General features: G+C 65.9%; 14 protein-coding genes and 4 tRNA genes. 14 read left to right on the plus strand and 4 right to left on the minus strand.

From position 1 onward, the window contains the following. Positions 1-77: 77 nt before the first annotated feature. Both AB0L58_RS23370 and kstD read right to left on the minus strand, forming a co-directional pair. Positions 78-938, minus strand: coding sequence for a MaoC/PaaZ C-terminal domain-containing protein (locus AB0L58_RS23370; RefSeq protein WP_364389901.1), 861 nt, complete (start codon positions 936-938; stop codon positions 78-80). Positions 939-1114: 176 nt separating this feature from the next. Then, a complete protein-coding gene (gene kstD, locus AB0L58_RS23375) occupies positions 1115-2830 on the minus strand; it encodes a 3-oxosteroid 1-dehydrogenase (protein ID WP_364389659.1) in 1716 nt (571 codons plus the stop codon). Between the two features lie 114 nt (positions 2831-2944). On the opposite strand from kstD, the gene AB0L58_RS23380 reads away from it, so the two are divergent. The 13 genes from AB0L58_RS23380 to AB0L58_RS23440 all read left to right on the plus strand — a co-directional run bounded on the left by AB0L58_RS23380 (position 2945) and on the right by AB0L58_RS23440 (position 13750). Continuing rightward, positions 2945-4585 (plus strand): FAD-binding protein, encoded by a 1641-nt coding sequence (locus AB0L58_RS23380; protein WP_364389660.1) that lies wholly within the window; start codon positions 2945-2947, stop codon positions 4583-4585. A gap of 1 nt (position 4586) precedes the next feature. Next, entirely contained in the window at positions 4587-5372 is a 786-nt protein-coding gene (locus AB0L58_RS23385) for a 2-keto-4-pentenoate hydratase (RefSeq protein WP_364389662.1), read from the plus strand. A gap of 10 nt (positions 5373-5382) precedes the next feature. Beyond that, the gene (locus AB0L58_RS23390) at positions 5383-6297 is read left to right on the plus strand and encodes an acetaldehyde dehydrogenase (acetylating) (protein ID WP_364389663.1); all 915 of its coding nucleotides are present in this window, start codon (positions 5383-5385) and stop codon (positions 6295-6297) included. A gap of 12 nt (positions 6298-6309) precedes the next feature. Beyond that, entirely contained in the window at positions 6310-7344 is a 1035-nt protein-coding gene (dmpG, locus tag AB0L58_RS23395; RefSeq protein WP_364389664.1) for a 4-hydroxy-2-oxovalerate aldolase, read from the plus strand. A 363-nt stretch (positions 7345-7707) separates the two neighbouring features. After that, positions 7708-8718 carry a hypothetical protein gene (locus AB0L58_RS23400; protein ID WP_364389665.1) on the plus strand — a complete coding sequence of 337 codons (1011 nt, stop codon included), beginning with the start codon at positions 7708-7710 and terminating at the stop codon, positions 8716-8718. Next, complete coding sequence (locus tag AB0L58_RS23405) at positions 8703-9950, plus strand: hypothetical protein (RefSeq protein WP_364389667.1); 1248 nt, start codon at positions 8703-8705, stop codon at positions 9948-9950. The genes AB0L58_RS23400 and AB0L58_RS23405 overlap by 16 nt, the downstream gene beginning before the upstream one ends. A gap of 12 nt (positions 9951-9962) precedes the next feature. Then, the gene (locus tag AB0L58_RS23410; RefSeq protein ID WP_364389669.1) at positions 9963-10448 is read left to right on the plus strand and encodes a hypothetical protein; all 486 of its coding nucleotides are present in this window, start codon (positions 9963-9965) and stop codon (positions 10446-10448) included. A gap of 8 nt (positions 10449-10456) precedes the next feature. Next, complete coding sequence (locus tag AB0L58_RS23415; protein WP_364389670.1) at positions 10457-12208, plus strand: asparagine synthase C-terminal domain-containing protein; 1752 nt, start codon at positions 10457-10459, stop codon at positions 12206-12208. A 44-nt stretch (positions 12209-12252) separates the two neighbouring features. Next, the gene (locus AB0L58_RS23420) at positions 12253-12984 is read left to right on the plus strand and encodes a hypothetical protein (protein ID WP_364389672.1); all 732 of its coding nucleotides are present in this window, start codon (positions 12253-12255) and stop codon (positions 12982-12984) included. Between the two features lie 443 nt (positions 12985-13427). Beyond that, positions 13428-13503, plus strand: a tRNA-Glu gene (locus AB0L58_RS23425). A gap of 17 nt (positions 13504-13520) precedes the next feature. Then, positions 13521-13593 (plus strand) — tRNA-Phe (locus tag AB0L58_RS23430). A 4-nt stretch (positions 13594-13597) separates the two neighbouring features. Beyond that, positions 13598-13670, plus strand: a tRNA-Asp gene (locus tag AB0L58_RS23435). A gap of 4 nt (positions 13671-13674) precedes the next feature. After that, positions 13675-13750 (plus strand) — tRNA-Lys (locus AB0L58_RS23440). A gap of 159 nt (positions 13751-13909) precedes the next feature. Here AB0L58_RS23440 and AB0L58_RS23445 read toward each other — a convergent pair. Next, positions 13910-14479 (minus strand): TetR family transcriptional regulator, encoded by a 570-nt coding sequence (locus AB0L58_RS23445; RefSeq protein WP_364389673.1) that lies wholly within the window; start codon positions 14477-14479, stop codon positions 13910-13912. Between the two features lie 114 nt (positions 14480-14593). Between AB0L58_RS23445 and AB0L58_RS23450 the strand changes: the two genes are divergently transcribed. Continuing rightward, on the plus strand, positions 14594-16036 hold the full coding sequence (locus tag AB0L58_RS23450; protein WP_364389674.1) for an MFS transporter: 1443 nt from the start codon (positions 14594-14596) through the stop codon (positions 16034-16036). A gap of 43 nt (positions 16037-16079) precedes the next feature. On the opposite strand, the gene hsaB is transcribed toward AB0L58_RS23450, so the two are convergent. Further along, positions 16080-16655 carry a 3-hydroxy-9,10-secoandrosta-1,3,5(10)-triene-9,17-dione monooxygenase reductase subunit gene (gene hsaB, locus AB0L58_RS23455; RefSeq protein ID WP_364389675.1) on the minus strand — a complete coding sequence of 192 codons (576 nt, stop codon included), beginning with the start codon at positions 16653-16655 and terminating at the stop codon, positions 16080-16082. Positions 16656-16747: the final 92 nt, after the last annotated feature.

Below are 16747 nucleotides of genomic sequence, written 5' to 3' on the forward strand. Positions count from 1 at the left end.
GATCTTTCGCAGTGGCGCCTTGGGCGCGAATGTGGTGGGCGGGTGTTGTTTGCCGCCACCACCACATACGCGGGCACTCAGGTGAAGCGCAGGCCGACGTCGGCGAGCACCGGCGCGTCGTCCCGCTCCACGACAGTTGCGCTGATGATCAGCTCGCCCTCGGCGCGCCAGATTCTGGTGCGGATCGTTTCGCCCGGGTAGAGCACACCGGCGAAGCGGGCGCGGAATCCGGTGACCCGGCTCGCATCCGAATCGAGCACGGTGTCGGTGGCCGTTTTGCAGACGATGCCGTAGGTGCACAGGCCGTGCAGGATCGGGTTGGGGAAGCCCGCAGCGCGGGCGAATTCGGGATCCGAATGCAGGGGGTTGCGGTCGCCGCACATGCGGTACAGCAGGGCCTGCTGGGGGAGAGTCGGCGTGGTGACGTCGAAGTCCGGTGCGTGGTCGGGGAGTTCGGCCTTGGTGCTCGGGCCGCGTTCGCCGCCGAAGCCGCCCTCACCCTTGGCGAATATGGATGAGCGTGCGGTCCAGAGCGGTTCGCCGTCGGAACCGGTCACCGTCTGTTCTTGGACGACCACCGCGGCCGAGCCCTTGTCCCAGAGTTCGGTAATGCGTCCGGTGCTGGTCGCCTTGCCCGACGCCGGAATCGGGCGATGCACCTCGACCTCCTGATGGCCGTGCACCACCTTCGCCAGGTCGATATCGATGCCGGGAAACTTGACCTGCGGCGGCTCGGTGTCGTGGAAGGTGGCCGCCACGGTCGCGAAGGTGGGCAGCACCTGCGGGGTGCGGTCGTCGAGGTAGCGCAGTTCGGCCGGATCGGTCCAACGCATACCCGCCCCGAGCCCCAGTTGGTACAGCTGCGCATCCGATGGCGTCCAGGCGAACTCCCGGCTGGGAAGTTCCGCGCCGAGGGCGATTTTCGGGTCGATGGGCATCGAGTTCTCCTTGTGCATGCTTGTGGACAGATTCCGCTGCCCGTCGCGGCCGGGCCTGGTCGGATGCGGTCCGGCGAGGTGGCTGTGACTCACGACTTCGCCTCGAACCGATCCTGCGGCGACCGCGTCCGGGTGGGCAAGGGGGCGTCCACTCGCTGAGACGCCCCGTCGGACCTTTACGCCTCCGCGGCGGCCTTGGTCGACTGCTGCTTCTTGCGCTCGGCGATATCCAGCACCGCCAGGTAACCGAAGGCGATCGCCGGACCGATGGTCGCGCCCGGACCCGCATAGGTATGACCCATTACCGGGGTCGCGCTATTGCCGGAGGCGTACAACCCCTCGATCACGCTGCCGTCCTCGCGCAGCACCCGTCCGGCGGTATCGGCGACCAGACCGCCCTTGGTGCCGAGGTCGCCCGGCACGATCTTGGCCGCGTAGAACGGGCCCTGCACCAGAGCCGCCAGGCACGGATTCGGCTTCACGGTCGGATCGCCGTAGTACCGGTCGTAGTGGCTGTTGCCGCGCCCGAAATCCTCGTCCTCACCGGTCTCGGCGAACGTGTTGAACCGCTCGACGGTCGCGGTCAGATTTTCGGCGGGTATGCCGATTTCGGTGGCCAACTCCGCGAGGCTATCGGCCTTGACAATCAGGTCGTTTTCCATCCAGCGGGACGGAAACCGCTGACCAGGCTGCAGTCCGGCGAAGATGTAGCGGTTCCGGTAGCGCTGGTCGAACACCAGCCACGCGGGGATGTTCTCGCCCGGACCCTCACCCTGCCCGTATTCGCCGCCGTACATGGTGTGCACGGCCTCGACGTAAGGAGCGGACTCATTTCCGAATCGCTTACCGTCGGCATTCACCATGATGGTGCCGGGCAGATTCCGCTCGGCCAGCGCGAACCACGGCTTACCGCCCTTGAAGATGGTCGGCCCCCACCAGGAATCCGCCATGAAGTCGACCGCGCCGCCGACTTCCATGCCGGCATTGATGCCGTCGCCGGTATTGGCGGCCGCACCGGTGGTCCACTCGGTGGTGATGGGCTGGCGCTGGTACTTGGTGCGCATTTCGGCGTTGTGCTCGAAACCGCCGCTGCCGAGCACCACGCCGTATTTGGCGCTGAACCGCACGGTCTCGCCGTTGTACTCGGCCTCGACGCCGGTGACCACGCCGTTGTCCACGACGAGTTTGGTCAGCGGTGTGTTCAGCAGCAGCGGCACATTCGCGTCCATGAGCCCCTTGCGCATGGCGGCGATAATCGCCTGCCCCATGCCGAGGATGTGCTTGCCGGTCCACTTGGCGAAGTAGGTGCGGGCGCCGACGCGGATGGCCCGCATGATGCCCTTGGGATGGCGCCGGATCAGGTTGAGCCGGACGAAGTCGGCCTGCATGACCACGACATTGAGCGGGGCCTTGGCATACGGCGGCTCCAGGTTGAACCGCTCCTCGCCGAGGATCTTGGCATTGAACGGCGCGGGTTCGCACGAGCGGCCCTGGCCCAGGCCGCCGGGGGCCTCCGGGTAGTAGTCGGAGTAGCCGGGCACCCACTTCATCTTCAGCGGGGTGTGCTCGAGTACGAAGTCGAAGGCCTCCGCACCACGGTCGATGTAGGTGTCGATCCGGTCCTTCGGCACCACGTCACCGATGATGCTGTGCAGGTAGGTGCGGGCGTCCTCACGGTCATCGGGACGACCGGAGGCCGCGAGCGCCTTATTGCCGGGGATCCACACGCCACCACCGGAACGTGCGGTCGACCCGCCGTAGTGCGCGGCCTTCTCGATGATGACCACGCTCAGTCCGTGGTGGGCCGCGGCGAGGGCGGCGGTCATCCCGGCGGCACCGCTGCCGACCACCACCACGTCATAGCTGTGCGGATCATTAACCGGATCAGTCATGTAGAACACGTTATAGAATGGGACCGCATTTGGTCTATGTTGAGTGGCAGAAGACGCGCTCGACGTTCCATTCGTCGAGAAAACTTGTTTCAGTTTCTGACCGGAGTGATGTACATGGGCCTCGAATGGGACCTGACTGCCGACGTGGTCGTCGTCGGCTACGGTGCGGCGGGGGCCGCGGCCGCGCTGGAAGCCACCGACGCGGGTGCGCAGGTGCTGGTGCTGGAGCGGTTCGCCGGTGGCGGGGCGTCGGCGTTGTCCGGCGGCATCATCTACGCGGGCGGTGGTACCTCGGTGCAGCACGAGGCCGGGGTGCGCGATACGCCGGAGCAGATGCTGGCCTATCTCGAGCGTGAGGTCGGCACGGCCGTCACATCCGAGACGCTGCGGCGGTTCGTGGCCGAGAGTCCGGCGATGATCGAGTGGCTGCAGGGGCACGGTGTGCCGTTCGAGGCATCGCTGTGTCCGTACAAGACGTCGTATCCGAATGACAGCTACTACCTCTACTACTCCGGTAGCGAGGTCTCCGGTTACGGTCGCGAGGTCGCCACGCCCGCGCAGCGCGGGCATCGGGTCAAGGGCAAGGGCACGTCCGGGAAGAAGCTCACCGGCCCGCTCGCCGCTTCGGCGTCGCGGCGCGGGGTTCGGGTGGAAACCCTCACGCAGGCAACGCGATTGCTCACCGATTCGAACGGCGCCGTGATCGGCGTCGAATGCGAGTCACTGCGCGACGCCCCAGGTCGGATCAGGGACCGCTACACCCGGATGGCGAAAATCGCCGCCAAGCCGGGCATTTACTATCCGCCGCTGCGCAAGGCGCTGGAGCGTCGGCTGGCGAAGCTGGATCGCCGGTACCGCACCACAATTCGGATTCAGGCCCGTCGCGGTGTGGTGCTCAGCGCGGGCGGATTCATCGCGAACCGGGAAATGCTGCGCGAGTACGGGCCGCAGTACCGCGGCGGACTCGCGCTCGGCACCAGCGGCGACGACGGCAGCGGCATCCGGATGGCCGAGCAGGTCGGTGCGGAAACGGATCGGATGGGCAATATCTCGGCGTGGCGATTCATCCTGCCGCCCAGTGCCTTTACCGGCTCGGTGCTGGTCGATGCGGAGGGGCGCCGGGTCATCGATGAAACCCGCTACGGCGCCGCGGTCGGTCATGCGCTGATCACCGAGCATGGCGGCAGGGGTTGGCTGCTCGCCGACGACGAACTCATGCGTACCGCGATCGCGCAGATTCGGACGCAGTCGGCCTGGTTCCAGCGCGGACAATTCGAGGCCATGCGGCGCAACGCGGTGCGCGGCGCAACCCTGGATGCCGTTGCGGTGCAGGCCGGTGTCGATGCCGATGGGTTGCGCGCCACCGTCGCCGAGCACAATGCCGCCATCGCGAACGGTGCGCCCGATCCGGTCGGCAAGCCCGCCGAATTCACCAAAACCGTAGGGGCCGGGCCGTTCTGGTTGCTGGATGTGGGTATCAAACCGAGCGTCGTCAATCCGTGCCCGATGCTCACCCTCGGCGGTGTCGTCGTCGACGAGCACACCGGAGCGGTGAAATCCACCGCCGGAACCGATATTCCGGGCCTGTTCGCGGCCGGTCGGACCGCGGTCGGTATCTGCTCGGACTCCTATGTCAGCGGATTGTCCCTGGCCGACTGCATTTTCTCCGGTCGGCGCGCGGGCCGATTCGCGGCAGGCGCCGAAGTGCTTTCGCGGGCAGCGCTGCCCGAAGCGACAACAGTGGAAGGAAATTAGCGTGCTGTCCGACGCTATACGAATCGAATTGGCCGATGAACTCGCGGCCGCCGAACGCGATCGGGTCGGCATCGACCCGCTCATCGCCAGGCATCCCGATATCGATGTCGTCGATGCCTACGAGATCCAGCTGATCAATATCCGGCGCAAACTCGATAGTGGCGCGAAGGTGGTCGGGCACAAGGTCGGACTGTCATCGCTGGCCATGCAGCAGATGATGGGTGTGGACGAACCCGATTACGGTCATCTGCTCGCGGATATGGAGGTTTTCGAGGACGTTCCGGTCGAGGCCTCGCGCTATCTGATTCCACGAGTCGAGGTCGAGGTCGGTTTCATTCTCGGCGCGGATCTGCCCGGCGAAGAATGCACCGAGGCCGATGTGCTCGCCGCGACGGTCGCCTACGCGCCGTCCATCGAGCTGATCGATTCGCGGATCAAGGATTGGCAAATCGGGCTGGCCGACACCATTTCCGATAACGCGTCCTCGGCCGGGTTCGTGCTGGGCGCGGCGCGGGTCGCACCGAAAGACCTGGATATCAAGGCCATTGATGCCGTGCTCACCCGCAATGGCGAGGTGATCGCGGAGGGCCGCAGCGATGCGGTGCTCGGCGATCCGGTCATCGCGGTGGCCTGGCTGGCGCGCAAGGTCGCCAGCTTCGGGGTGCGGTTGAAGGCGGGCGACATTGTGCTGCCCGGCTCCTGCACCCGCGCCATCGATGCCCGCGCGGGCGATTCGTTCCATGCCGAGTTCGCCGGACTCGGTTCTGTCCGTTTGCAATTCAAATAGGAGGCTTGCCGTGTCCGAAACGGGGACCGTCACCGCCGCGATCGTCGGATCCGGCAATATCAGCACCGACCTGCTGTACAAACTGCTGCGCTCCACCACGGTGAAACCGAAGTGGATGATCGGAATCGACCCGGAGAGCGAGGGTTTGAAGCGCGCCCGCGGGCTCGGGCTGGAAACCTCGCACGAGGGCGTGGACTGGTTGCTGGCACAGTCGGAACTGCCGGATCTGGTATTCGAGGCGACCTCGGCGTATGTGCATCGGGCGGCCGCTCCGAAGTATGCCGAGGCCGGAATACGCGCGGTCGATCTCACCCCCGCCGCCGTCGGGCCCGCCGTGGTGCCGCCGGTGAATCTGGTCGGCGCGAATCTCGATGCGCCGAACGTCAATATGATCACCTGCGGTGGGCAGGCCACCATTCCGATTGTCGCGGCGGTATCGCGGGTGGTGCCGGTGGCCTATGCCGAAATCGTCGCCTCGGTGTCGTCGGTATCCGCCGGACCGGGCACCCGCGCCAATATCGATGAGTTCACCAAGACCACCTCGCGTGGTGTGGAGACCATCGGCGGTGCACAGCGCGGCAAGGCCATCATCATTCTGAATCCGGCCGAACCGCCGATGATCATGCGCGACACCATCTTCTGTGCGATTCCCGAGGACGCCGATACCGACGCGATCGCCGATTCCATCCATCGGATGGTCGCCGATATCCAGAAGTATGTGCCCGGTTACCGCCTGCTGAACGAACCGCAATTCGATCCGCCGTCGGTGGTTTCCGGTGGGATGGCGAAGGTTTCGGTCTTCGTGGAGGTGGAAGGCGCTGGCGACTTCCTGCCGCCGTACGCGGGCAACCTCGACATCATGACCGCGGCCGCCACTCAGGTCGGCGAGGTCATGGCACAGCAGATTCTGTCGGCCCGGGTGTAAAGGAGCTCAACCATGGCATATTCCGCAGAACTCGACATCCGCGTCACCGACACGTCGCTGCGTGACGGTTCGCACCACAAGCGCCACCAGTTCACCGCCGACGATGTGCGCAATATTGTGACGGCACTCGATGGCGCCGGTGTGCCGGTCATCGAGGTGACGCACGGCGACGGCCTCGGCGGCTCGTCGTTCAACTACGGCTTCTCGCACACCCCCGAGCAGGAACTGGTCAAGATCGCCGCGGAGACGGCCCAGCAGGCCAAGATCGCGGTGCTCATGCTGCCCGGCGTCGGCGTCAAGGAAGACATCAAGATCTCCCAGGACAACGGTGCGTCGATCTGCCGCATCGCCACGCACTGTACCGAGGCGGACGTATCGATCCAGCACTTCGGGCTCGCGCGGGAACTGGGACTGGAAACCGTCGGCTTTCTGATGATGTCGCACACCCAGCCGCCGGAGGCGCTGGCCAAGCAGGCGCGGATCATGGCCGATGCCGGATGCCAGTGCGTTTACGTCGTCGACTCCGCGGGTGCGCTTGTGCTCGAACAGGTTTCGGACCGGGTGGCGGCGCTGGTCGCCGAACTCGGCGACGACGCCCAGGTCGGCTTCCATGGGCACGAGAACCTGGACCTGGCGGTTGCCAACTCGATCTACGCCGTTCGGGCCGGCGCGAAGCAAATCGACGGCAGCGCACGGCGATTCGGTGCGGGTGCGGGTAATACACCCGTCGAGGCCTTCGTCGGTGTCTGCGACAAGCTCGGCATCAAGACCGGTATCGATTTCTTCGCGATCGCCGACGCCGCCGAGGACGTGGTGCGGCCCGTCATGCCGCAGGAATGCCTGCTGGACCGCCAGTCCCTGATGATGGGCTACGCGGGCGTGTACTCCAGCTTCCTCAAGCATGCCGAGCGTCAGGCCGAACGCTATGGGGTCTCGGCAGCCGAAATGCTGGTGCGCGCAGGCAAGCGCAAGTTGGTCGGCGGCCAGGAAGACCAGCTGATCGACATCGCGCTCGAGCTCCAGCGCGAGGCCTCCGTCTCCGCTTGACCTCGGTCCGCAGGCCGCGCCCCAACCGGGCGCGGCCTTGCGTGCGAGGGTGTCGCATATCCAGTGAGCGCGTCACACAGGTTGCAGAGCCTGTGCGCGGCGCCTACTCCGTCTGCGCGAGCCACGGGCTGTGGGTGCTCACCAACCGGGACGGCCGTGTTGCGCGGGGTCATCGCAACCCCAATCCGCAAGGGCCGCACCAACGGGGCGCGGTGTTGTTGCGTGGGGCTGTCGCATACCCAGTGAGCGCCTCGCTCAGGTTTCAACTGGCGCGTGGCGCGCAATGGATATGTGTGAGCTACCGGCAGGTGAATATTGGAATTCGGGGGTCGCGGATGGTGCGGGGATCGGAGATCATGAATCGTGATCTGTCCGCATTGCAATGCGAATCTGCTGCGCAAACAGCGTGGCGGTCGGCGGTGTTCGGCGTGTAAGCGGGAGTTCGCGCTCGAACCGAAGGAAAGTCCGCTCGGGCTGCACGACATCCGGGTGCGCAAGCTGGCCGAGCGGCTCGGTGATGGGCGGGGGCTGCGGTACACGCTGATGCAGCTCTGGTATGCGGCCGGGCGCAAGAAGGTTCCGGATGAGCAGCGCGTGTTCAAACGAGTGCGCATCGGAGTTGGGGTGGCGCTGGTGGTGGTCGCCATTTTCCTGATGGCGAGCGGCGCGGCACCGGCGGGTGTGGTGATCGCGCTCGGCGCGCCGGTCTTGGTGCTGGCCATTGTCGGGATGGGGGCCGCACGGCCCTGGTTTCTGCGCCGGGCCACGGTCCCGATGCCGGTGTCGTACAGCACCTTCCGTCGGGATGTGGTCGGTCGGTGGACACCGATTTACGCTGGCCTGCCGCCCGGAGCGGTCGACGAGGGGCAGGTGCTGCCACCGCCGGTGGACCGCCCTCGATTCGCGGCGCTGTGCCCGGATCGCAGCGTGCTGGCCTGCCTTGTCGCCAACAATGTTTCGCAGACCTGGGCGATGGCGCTGTCCGACCGCATCGATCAGCTGCCGCCGGATGTCCCGGTGATCGTGCTGCACGACGCCAGCCTGCGCGGCATCGCGCTGGCCGGCCGTGCCCGCGCCGCGCTCGGGAGCCGCGCGGTGGTCGCCGGGCTGTCGCCACGTGCGGTACTGGCCAATGCGTCGGCGCTGCGGTTGCGGGAGTCACGACCGGACGACATCGCATTTCTGCGTGCGGAACCGTTGTCGGAAGCGGAGATCGAATGGCTCGCCGACGGTTGGTGGTCACCGCTCGCCGCGGTGCCACCCGCGAAGTTGCTCACCGCGTTGCAGCGAGCGGTTGAACGGATCGAGGATGCGGGCGATCCGGATCGCCGCCGCGCCCGCGAGGTAGGTTTCCTTACGTGGCCGACGCGGTGAAGCAGCGCATGCTCGATCGGCTACTGCGCGTCGCGGCCGAGCGCGCCGCCGCCCCGAGTGGTATCCGATTCACCGAGCGCCAGCTCTACTACGAGGTCTGCCGCATGCTCGCGCCGACCCATCGCGCGTCGCGCCGGTTCGCCTTCACCATCCCGGCGCCGCTGAGCTACCCGGCATTCCGCGCCGCTCTCGACGGCCGCGAGGTACCGGGGCTACTGACACCGGCCCCACCCCGAAGTACCCGCGCCGGACTCCACACCCCCGAACCGGACCTCTTCGACTACGGCCTACCCCGGCTGCTCGTCTGTGAATCGGATGCAGTCGCACAAATGTTGCGCGCCAACGGACTACCGATGGAATCCGCCTGCCCGATACTGAGCGCGTCCGAACTACCCCTCGACCCCGGCATCGCCCGAATGCTCTCCCGAGTCGACGGCACCATCTATCTCCTGCACGACGCGAGCCCCCACGGCCTCAGCTTCCCGACACGCTTGGCCCACCTGACCGATATCCCCGATCGTGCACGAATCGTCCCCTTGGGCTTGCGCCCACGGCAAGCTGGCGGACTGCACCTGCCCCACCTTCGCGGTCCGGTGCCGAGTGCGGAGGGGGCGCAGGTCGATCCGTGGGAACGTGCCGGACTCCGGGGCCGTGAGTCGAATGCTCATGCGGTGCAGATGGAATCGGGTGAGTCCGACGAATTCCGTGGCGATCTGTCAGCGAGTGCGCTTGTGGCACAGCTGGATCCGGGCGAGCTTGCAGGGATGGGTGTCCCGGGGTCGAGTGCCCATGCGGCGCAGATGGAATGGCGTGAGCGCGAGGATTTGCTCGACGGCCTGTCGGCGAGTGTTCCTGTGGCGCAGGTGGATCTGGGCGAGCTCGCCGAGTCGCGTGCCCCGGAATCGACCACTCGTGCAGCGGAGGTCGCGTCGGGCGAGCGCGAAGACTCCAGGAACGACCTGGCAGTGAGTGATCTTGCAGCACAGGTGCGTCGCGGCGAGCATGCGGCAACAGGTAGCAGCCCGGTGCCGCATGCTCCGGCCGCGCAGCTGGATCCATGGGAGCGCGCGTGGCTACGGCGCGACCGGTTCGTCGAGGTCGAAGCGGTGCGCCCGGCATCATTGCTGCGCACCGTGCATCGTTTGGTCCGCGAGGTTCGCCCACCCCGCAGCGGCTGGCCCGAGCTGCGCCGCGCCCGGACTACGGGCTTTCTGACTTGGCCCGCCGCATGAAAGGGAATTGCTGTGCCGGAGCATCGGCAGATCTCGTACACCGATGAATTGCTCGCCGACGGGTCGGTACACCGGCGTTATGCCGATGGGCGTCAGGAGTGGCGGACTCGGGATCCGCGAGGGGTGGTGGTGTGGCGCGATGATCGCGGTAGCTCCGGGACCGATGAGGCGCTCGGGCCGAAGATCGTGAAGCGCGTGTACCACAACGGATCCGTGGTGTATGGCCGGGAAGCGGGGTTCGGGCGCACGCTGTGGGGTGACGGGGTGCTGACTGTTAATCGGTCCTCGTTCGGTGGTCGGCTCGGCGGCATTGTGGCCGCGGTGGCGGGCGGTGCGCTGCTCGGTGCGCTGGTCATGCCGCCGAGTGCGTTGAGCCCAGAAGAAGAGGAGCAGCTGCGCCGACAAGCGGCCGCACAGTCGTCCGGTTCGAGCGACGGGGGCGGCGACTACGGCGGTTGGGACGATGACGGCGGGGACGACGGCGGCGATTTCGGCTGAGGGTAACGATGACTCGTTGGTGTGCTTTCTCGACGCCGGACGACCCGGCCGATCAGGTGCGGGCGGTCGGCGGCACTCCGGTGTGGGTGACCGGTCGTCACGCATTGGGGTTGCTCGATGGGCCCGGCGGCGCGGCCGGTCCGTTCGAGCTGCCCGGCGGTGTGGCTGGCCCGTCGGGCCGTGTGCTGACGGCGGTCGGTGAGGTTACGTTGTTCAATGCGGCTCAATTGCGCGCGCGACTCGGGGCGGACGCACCGCCACCGGACTGCGCCGACGGTGAGCTGCTGCTGTACTGCTACGCCCGCTTCGGGCTGGACGGAATCGCCGCCGCCGACGGCATGTTCGCGCTCGCCATCGCCGACGGTGACGATCTGGTGTTGATACGCGATCATGTCGGCAGCCGCACACTCTTCCACGCACGCGCGGGTAATGGCTGGGCCGCCTCCACATCGTTACGCGCAGTGCACCGGTGGCCCGCCCTGCGAACCGGTCTGCATCTTCCCGCGGTTCGCTCCTTCCTCACCTTCGCCTACCTGCCGGGACGCGAGACGCTGCTGCGCGGCATTCACGAGGTCTTGCCGGGGCGCTGTGTCCGCCTGCACGGCGACGGCTCGACGACCGAGCAAACCTACTGGGAGCCAATCGAAGTCGAGGATCCGCGATCGGCCGCCGAGCATGCACTCGAACTCCGCGAACTGCTCGAGGACGCGGTCGCCCGGCGACTGCCCGCGGGCGAACCGGTCGGGGTGCTGCTGTCCGGCGGCATCGACAGCAGTCTGGTCACCGCCCTGGCCGCCAAGCTGCACGATCAGCGCGTGCGCTCGTACTCCATCAGCTTCGGCGGGACCACCCCGAATGAACTCGCGTACTCGGGACTCGTCGCCACACACTGCAATACCGAACATCGAGTGCTCACGGTGCCCGGTGAAACGGTCGCATCGCGGTTGGCGGAGACGGTGTCGCTGCTGGACTGCCCGGTCGGCGATCCACTCACGGTGCCCAATCTGATGCTCGCGCAAGCCGTTGCCGCGGACGGCATTCGGGTGGTCCTCAACGGCGAGGGCGGCGACCCCGTCTTCGGCGGCCCCAAGAACCTGCCGATGCTGATCTTCGAATTGTCCCGCGACGACCCGGATCCGGACGCCAGGGCGCTCGCCTATCTGGACAGCTACCGCAAGTGCTACGGCGACCTGCCGGTGCTGCTGAGCCCCGACGTCCTGACCGCGCTGGCCGACGCACCACCATTGACCGAGCTGGTCGCGCCCTATCTGCACCAGGGCCGGATGACCAGCTTGCTGAACCAACTGCTGCACACCAACCTGCGCACCAAAGGCGCGCATCATATTCTCACCAAGGTCGAACGTCTCACCGCCGCAAGCGGTGTGGAGGGTCGCGCACCATTGTTCGACCGCGCCGTCATCGACCATGCCTTCCGCGTGCCATGCCGATTCAAGCTGGCCGGTACCAGCGAAAAGTGGATTCTCAAACAGGCGGTGCGCGACCTGCTTCCGGCGACCATCGTGGACCGTCCGAAGAGCGGTATGCGAGTTCCGGTGCAGCAGTGGCTTGCCGGGCCGCTGCGCGAGCTCGGACACGATCTGCTGCTCGGCTCGTCCGCGCGGGCGCGCGGCCTGTTCCGTGCGGACACCATCCGTGCGTGGTTGCGCGGCGACGGTGCGCTGCTGCCGCGGCAGGGCGGCAAGTTGTGGCTGGTGCTGTCATTGGAGCTGTGGTTGCGGTCCTTCGAAGTGGGGCCGTGAGCGAGCGTCAGCCGCATTCGTACGTTGGAGCAGCGAGGAGCCGCATGTCCGATCCCCGAATCAAACAGCACGCGGACGACGAGAACGAGATCCACGACCTGGCCGAATTCGTCGACGCGGGACGCAATGTCGTTACGCCCGTCGCACGATTCCCGCCGGAGGTCGCCGCGGTGGTCGTCGAGGCCTTTGCCCAGATAGTTCGGAGTGCGAAGGCAAGCCGGGCCGCGACCGTACCCGACGCGGATGGGATCACCAGGTCCCAGACCTTCGAAGAGGGCGATGTCTACATGATCGAGTCCCCCTTCGACGGCTTCTTTGCCGACCGCTACATCATGGATTTCTACAATGCGGAGGAACGCGGCATCTGCTCGCGCATGCATCTGCACACCGGCCTGCGCTTCGTCCGCATGATGACCGGCCCGGACACACATATCCGGGTGAGCAGCCTCTCGCCGTTCCGCGTCACCGATATCGAAGGCGTAACCCCCTTCGCGCCCGAACAATTCGAGGACGACCTACCCGACACCCCACCCGACCTGCACCGCATCAGATACAACCTGATCGTCCCGCCCTGTTCCTTCGTCGATATGCAGATTCCCCGCGGCGTGAGCCATCAGTTCAATGCCATCGGCCCGCATGCCGTTATCGATTCGGTCCACCCCGAAGAGTCCATCGAAGTCTTCCGTGAACAAATGTCCGGCTTCAAGATGATGGCCCAAACCGTCTTCCTGGCAGAGGAATTGCCGGACGCGGCGTCCTGCACTGCACTTCCGTAGTGCACGCGGTGTCGGCTGCGATCCGATCGGCTCCAGTCCGCTGGCTGCACACCGACCGGCACCGCAACCCAGCGCGGTCGCTGTCGTCGTCGCACATCTGATGAGGCCCCCGCATATCCAGGGGCAACCCGCACAGGGGGCAACCCATGCGGGTCATCATTCGTTGTGCGACAGCATATTCGGCCGCGAGTTGCCGATTAATTCGGTTGCGATCATTCGGGGTCCTACCTACCGTGGGTATATCGACGTTCAAGGGAAGGACCCGGCAATGACCACCAAGGCGAAATTCGAAGAGCGTGTGCGCTCGGTCGATGCCGCCTTGGAAAGTGCCTTCTCGCGGAGTTTTTCGTCCGATAGCGACGCTGGTGGCGGTCCATGACATAGAACTTCTTGTGTCACAGGGTCGCACCAGGCGAAAGCGGGGAGCGGCCCTTCTCCTTTTCGGCGCAGTTGCTCTGCTGGTATGGGCAACCTGACTTTCATTCAGGGACCACGTCGGTTCGATTCCGATCTGCGTCACTACAGTTTTCAACTACGGTTTCTCAGCTCAGTCGGCAGAGCACTCGGTTGAAGCCCGAGGTGTCGAAGGTTCGAATCCTTCAGAAACCACGATGGCCTCGTGCTCTGCTGGTTGAGCACTCTGATTGTCGATCAGAGCGGCGCGGGTTCGATTCCCGTCGAGGTCGCGATGCGCCTGTAGCTCAGTTGGTAGAGCTCCGTCCTTTTAAGTCGGCTGTCGTGGGTTCGATCCCTACCGGGCGCACCACCGGGAAAGTCGACCGGACGGGTGTCTGGGATACGCGCACGTCGAGCAGTCGGTGCTCGCAATGGAAAGTCATGCGGACCGGCGTCCGTCACCGTCTTGAAAACGGCTGGTCCCATGCGAATGGGATGGGGATCGACACCTCGGCTTTCCGCTGCCGGTTCACTTCGGCGCTCGCATACCGTCCAGCGTCACATCGATCATGCGAGGGGCGGCTTCGGGAACCGTTTCGCAGGCGACGCCGATGCCGTGGCCGAACCGGAGCAGATCCCGCGGCTCGATATCGTGGCGGATATCGCCCGAATCCTGCGCTGCCTGCAGAAGTGCGGCCGCCGCATCGGTGATCAGCGTGCGACACAGAGTGAAGGTCGGTGAGCCCTTGTCCATGCCGGCCTTCATGGTGGTCGCGAGGCTGCGGTTGGTCATCACCCAGTGCACCTGCTCCCGCAGCCACGTTTCGAAAGCCTCGGCCGCCGAGTGGTTTTCGAGCAGCTCGTGGGCGCGGGCGCTCAATTGTTCGATGCTGGAACGGTATACCGCTTCGATCAGCACCTCGCGGCTCGGAAAGTGCCGGTAGAGCGTGCCGATGCCGACGCCGGCGCGGCGGGCGATCTCCTCCAGCGGGGCGTCGGGTCCCTGTTCGGCGAATGCCTCCTGGGCGGATGTCACGATCCGCTCATAGTTGCGCCGGGCGTCCGCGCGCATCGGCCGTCCCGTCGACGGTGCTGCCATATTCCCTCCACTGGAAAACGGAAGGACCCTCCAGATAGGCTTGCGTAACTGGAGGAACCCTCCATATGATAGCTCTATCGGAAACGGAGGCTCCCTCCGTTTGAGTCCCATTCGATGGAGCGTTCTTTGTCCACCACCATGTCCGCGGACACCCGTGTGCCCGCAATCGCCAGGGCCGGTCGGCTCCGATCCGGCATTGTGCTGGTCACCCTGCTGACCTGCCAATTGATGATCATCCTCGACATCACCGTGATGAATGTGGCGCTGCCGCGCATTCGCACCGACCTGCATTTCAGCGCGACCAGCCTGTCCTGGGTGATGAACGCCTACACCCTGGTCTTCGGCGGTCTGCTGCTGCTCGGCGGCCGCGCCGGTGATCTGTTCGGCCGCCGCAACCTGTTCATTGCCGGTACGGCACTGTTCACGCTGGCCTCGCTGGCGGGCGGGCTGGCACCGTCGGCCACCTGGCTGCTCGTCGCCCGTGTTGTGCAGGGCATCGGCGGGGCCATGGCCGGTCCCAGCACTCTCGCACTGCTGACCACCACATTCAGTGAACCCAAGGCCCGGATGCGGGTGCTCGCGCTGTTCTCCGGCATGTCCAGTGCGGGCTTCGCGATCGGTCTCATCATCGGTGGCCTGCTGACCGAATGGCTGAGCTGGCGTTCGGCGCTGTTCATCAACGTGCCCTTCGGCCTGGCCGTCGTCGTGCTCGCACTGCGCTACCTGCCCGACGCCCAGCGCCAACCGGCCCGTCTCGACCTGCCCGGTGCGGTGACCGCGACCGGCGGTGTCGCCGCGCTGGTCTACGGCTTCATCAGCGCCGCATCACACGGCTGGAGCAATGCGGGTACCGATATCTGGCTGGCCGTTGGCGCCATCTTGATCGCCGCCTTCCTGACCATCGAGGCGCGCACGGACCAGCCTCTGCTGCCGCTGCGGCTGTTCGCCGATCGCAATCGCGCCGCGGCCTACGCCAATATGTTCCTCGGCCCGATGGCCGGCATGTCGATGTTCTTCTTCCTCACCCAATATCTGCAGGAAGTGCTCGGATTGAGCGCGCTGACAACGGGTTTCGCCTTCATGCCGACCGCGCTGTTGATGTTCACCATGATCCGGCTGATCCCGCGGCTGCTGCCGCGCTTCGGCCCGAAACCGGTGACGGTGATCGGTACATTGCTGATGGCGGCCGGTTTGGTGCTGCTGACCCGACTGACGGTCGACACCGCCTACTTCCCGATGCTGTTCATCGCCATGATCCTGATGGGAAGCGGTATCGGCCTGGCCTTCTCGCCGCTGAACGTGCTCATCATGTCGAGCGTTGCGCCGACTGAAGCCGGTGCCGCGGGCGGCGCGCTGCAGACCTTGCAGCAGACCGGTTCCTCCCTCGGCCTCGCGATTCTGGTCACCATTTTCGGCACCGCCTCCCGCGATGCCGGAGGTTCGGCACAGCACGCCCTGGTCAGCGGCATTACCGCCGCCTTCGCCGGTGCCGTGGTCATCGCCGCCCTGACCTTCGTCGTCGCGCTCACCTTCCGCAGCCCGCGTCCCGCGGATTGAAATATGGCCCCGCCCGGTCGATTCCGGGCGGGGCCATATTCCGCTACAGCCAGGTGTCCAGCGTTGTCGTGGTGAGGAAATGCTCCAGGTCGTGCCGCCAGGGCGCCGGTACCGTCTTATCCGGTTCGATGGCGGTGTACTGGCCACGGTAGAACAACAGCGGCCTGCCGGAGCTGGTCGACTCCGACAGGGCCAGCACTCGGCCGATCACGATGTAGTGATCGCCGCCGTCGACGACGCTGTCCACCTTGCACTGGATGGTGGCCAGGGCGTCGTCCAGGAGCGGGAGCTCCAGTTCCGAGGTGTGCCAGTTGGTTTCGGCGAACTTATCGGGTTCGCGGGAACCGAAGCGGGCACACAGTTGCTGTTGTTCCTCGGCGAGGACATTCACACAGAAGCGTCCGGACTGTTCGATGGCCGCCCACGACCGCGAGGTCTTGGTGGGGCAGAACAGTACGAGCGGCGGGTCCAGGGACAGGGCGGCGAAGGACTGGCAGGCGAAGCCGATCGGGGCGCTGTCGGCATCGAACGTGGTGATCACCGTGATGCCGGTGCAGAACTGTCCCAATACATTTCGGAACTGCCGCCCGTCGATCACCGGATATTCGTCGGTCGTCATCGTCTCCCCGCTCGCCCTGTCGTACATTACTGCGCCTCGCTGGCGCTCGGCTCCGTAATGCAGTACAGCGGTGTTTTCTGGTTCACTCGCTG

Origin of the sequence: Nocardia sp. NPDC052112 (genome assembly GCF_040680135.1) — a bacterium.
GTDB lineage: Bacteria > Actinomycetota > Actinomycetes > Mycobacteriales > Mycobacteriaceae > Nocardia.

Coding starts and splice junctions, on each gene's coding strand:
- AB0L58_RS23370 (WP_364389901.1), bottom strand. CDS start 938: ATGCCCATCGACCCGAAAATCGCCCTCGGCGCGGAACTTCCCAGCCGG.
- kstD (WP_364389659.1), bottom strand. CDS start 2,830: ATGACTGATCCGGTTAATGATCCGCACAGCTATGACGTGGTGGTGGTC.
- AB0L58_RS23380 (WP_364389660.1), top strand. CDS start 2,945: ATGGGCCTCGAATGGGACCTGACTGCCGACGTGGTCGTCGTCGGCTAC.
- dmpG (WP_364389664.1), top strand. CDS start 6,310: ATGGCATATTCCGCAGAACTCGACATCCGCGTCACCGACACGTCGCTG.
- AB0L58_RS23415 (WP_364389670.1), top strand. CDS start 10,457: ATGACTCGTTGGTGTGCTTTCTCGACGCCGGACGACCCGGCCGATCAG.
- AB0L58_RS23420 (WP_364389672.1), top strand. CDS start 12,253: ATGTCCGATCCCCGAATCAAACAGCACGCGGACGACGAGAACGAGATC.
- AB0L58_RS23445 (WP_364389673.1), bottom strand. CDS start 14,479: ATGGCAGCACCGTCGACGGGACGGCCGATGCGCGCGGACGCCCGGCGC.
- AB0L58_RS23450 (WP_364389674.1), top strand. CDS start 14,594: ATGGAGCGTTCTTTGTCCACCACCATGTCCGCGGACACCCGTGTGCCC.
- hsaB (WP_364389675.1), bottom strand. CDS start 16,655: ATGACGACCGACGAATATCCGGTGATCGACGGGCGGCAGTTCCGAAAT.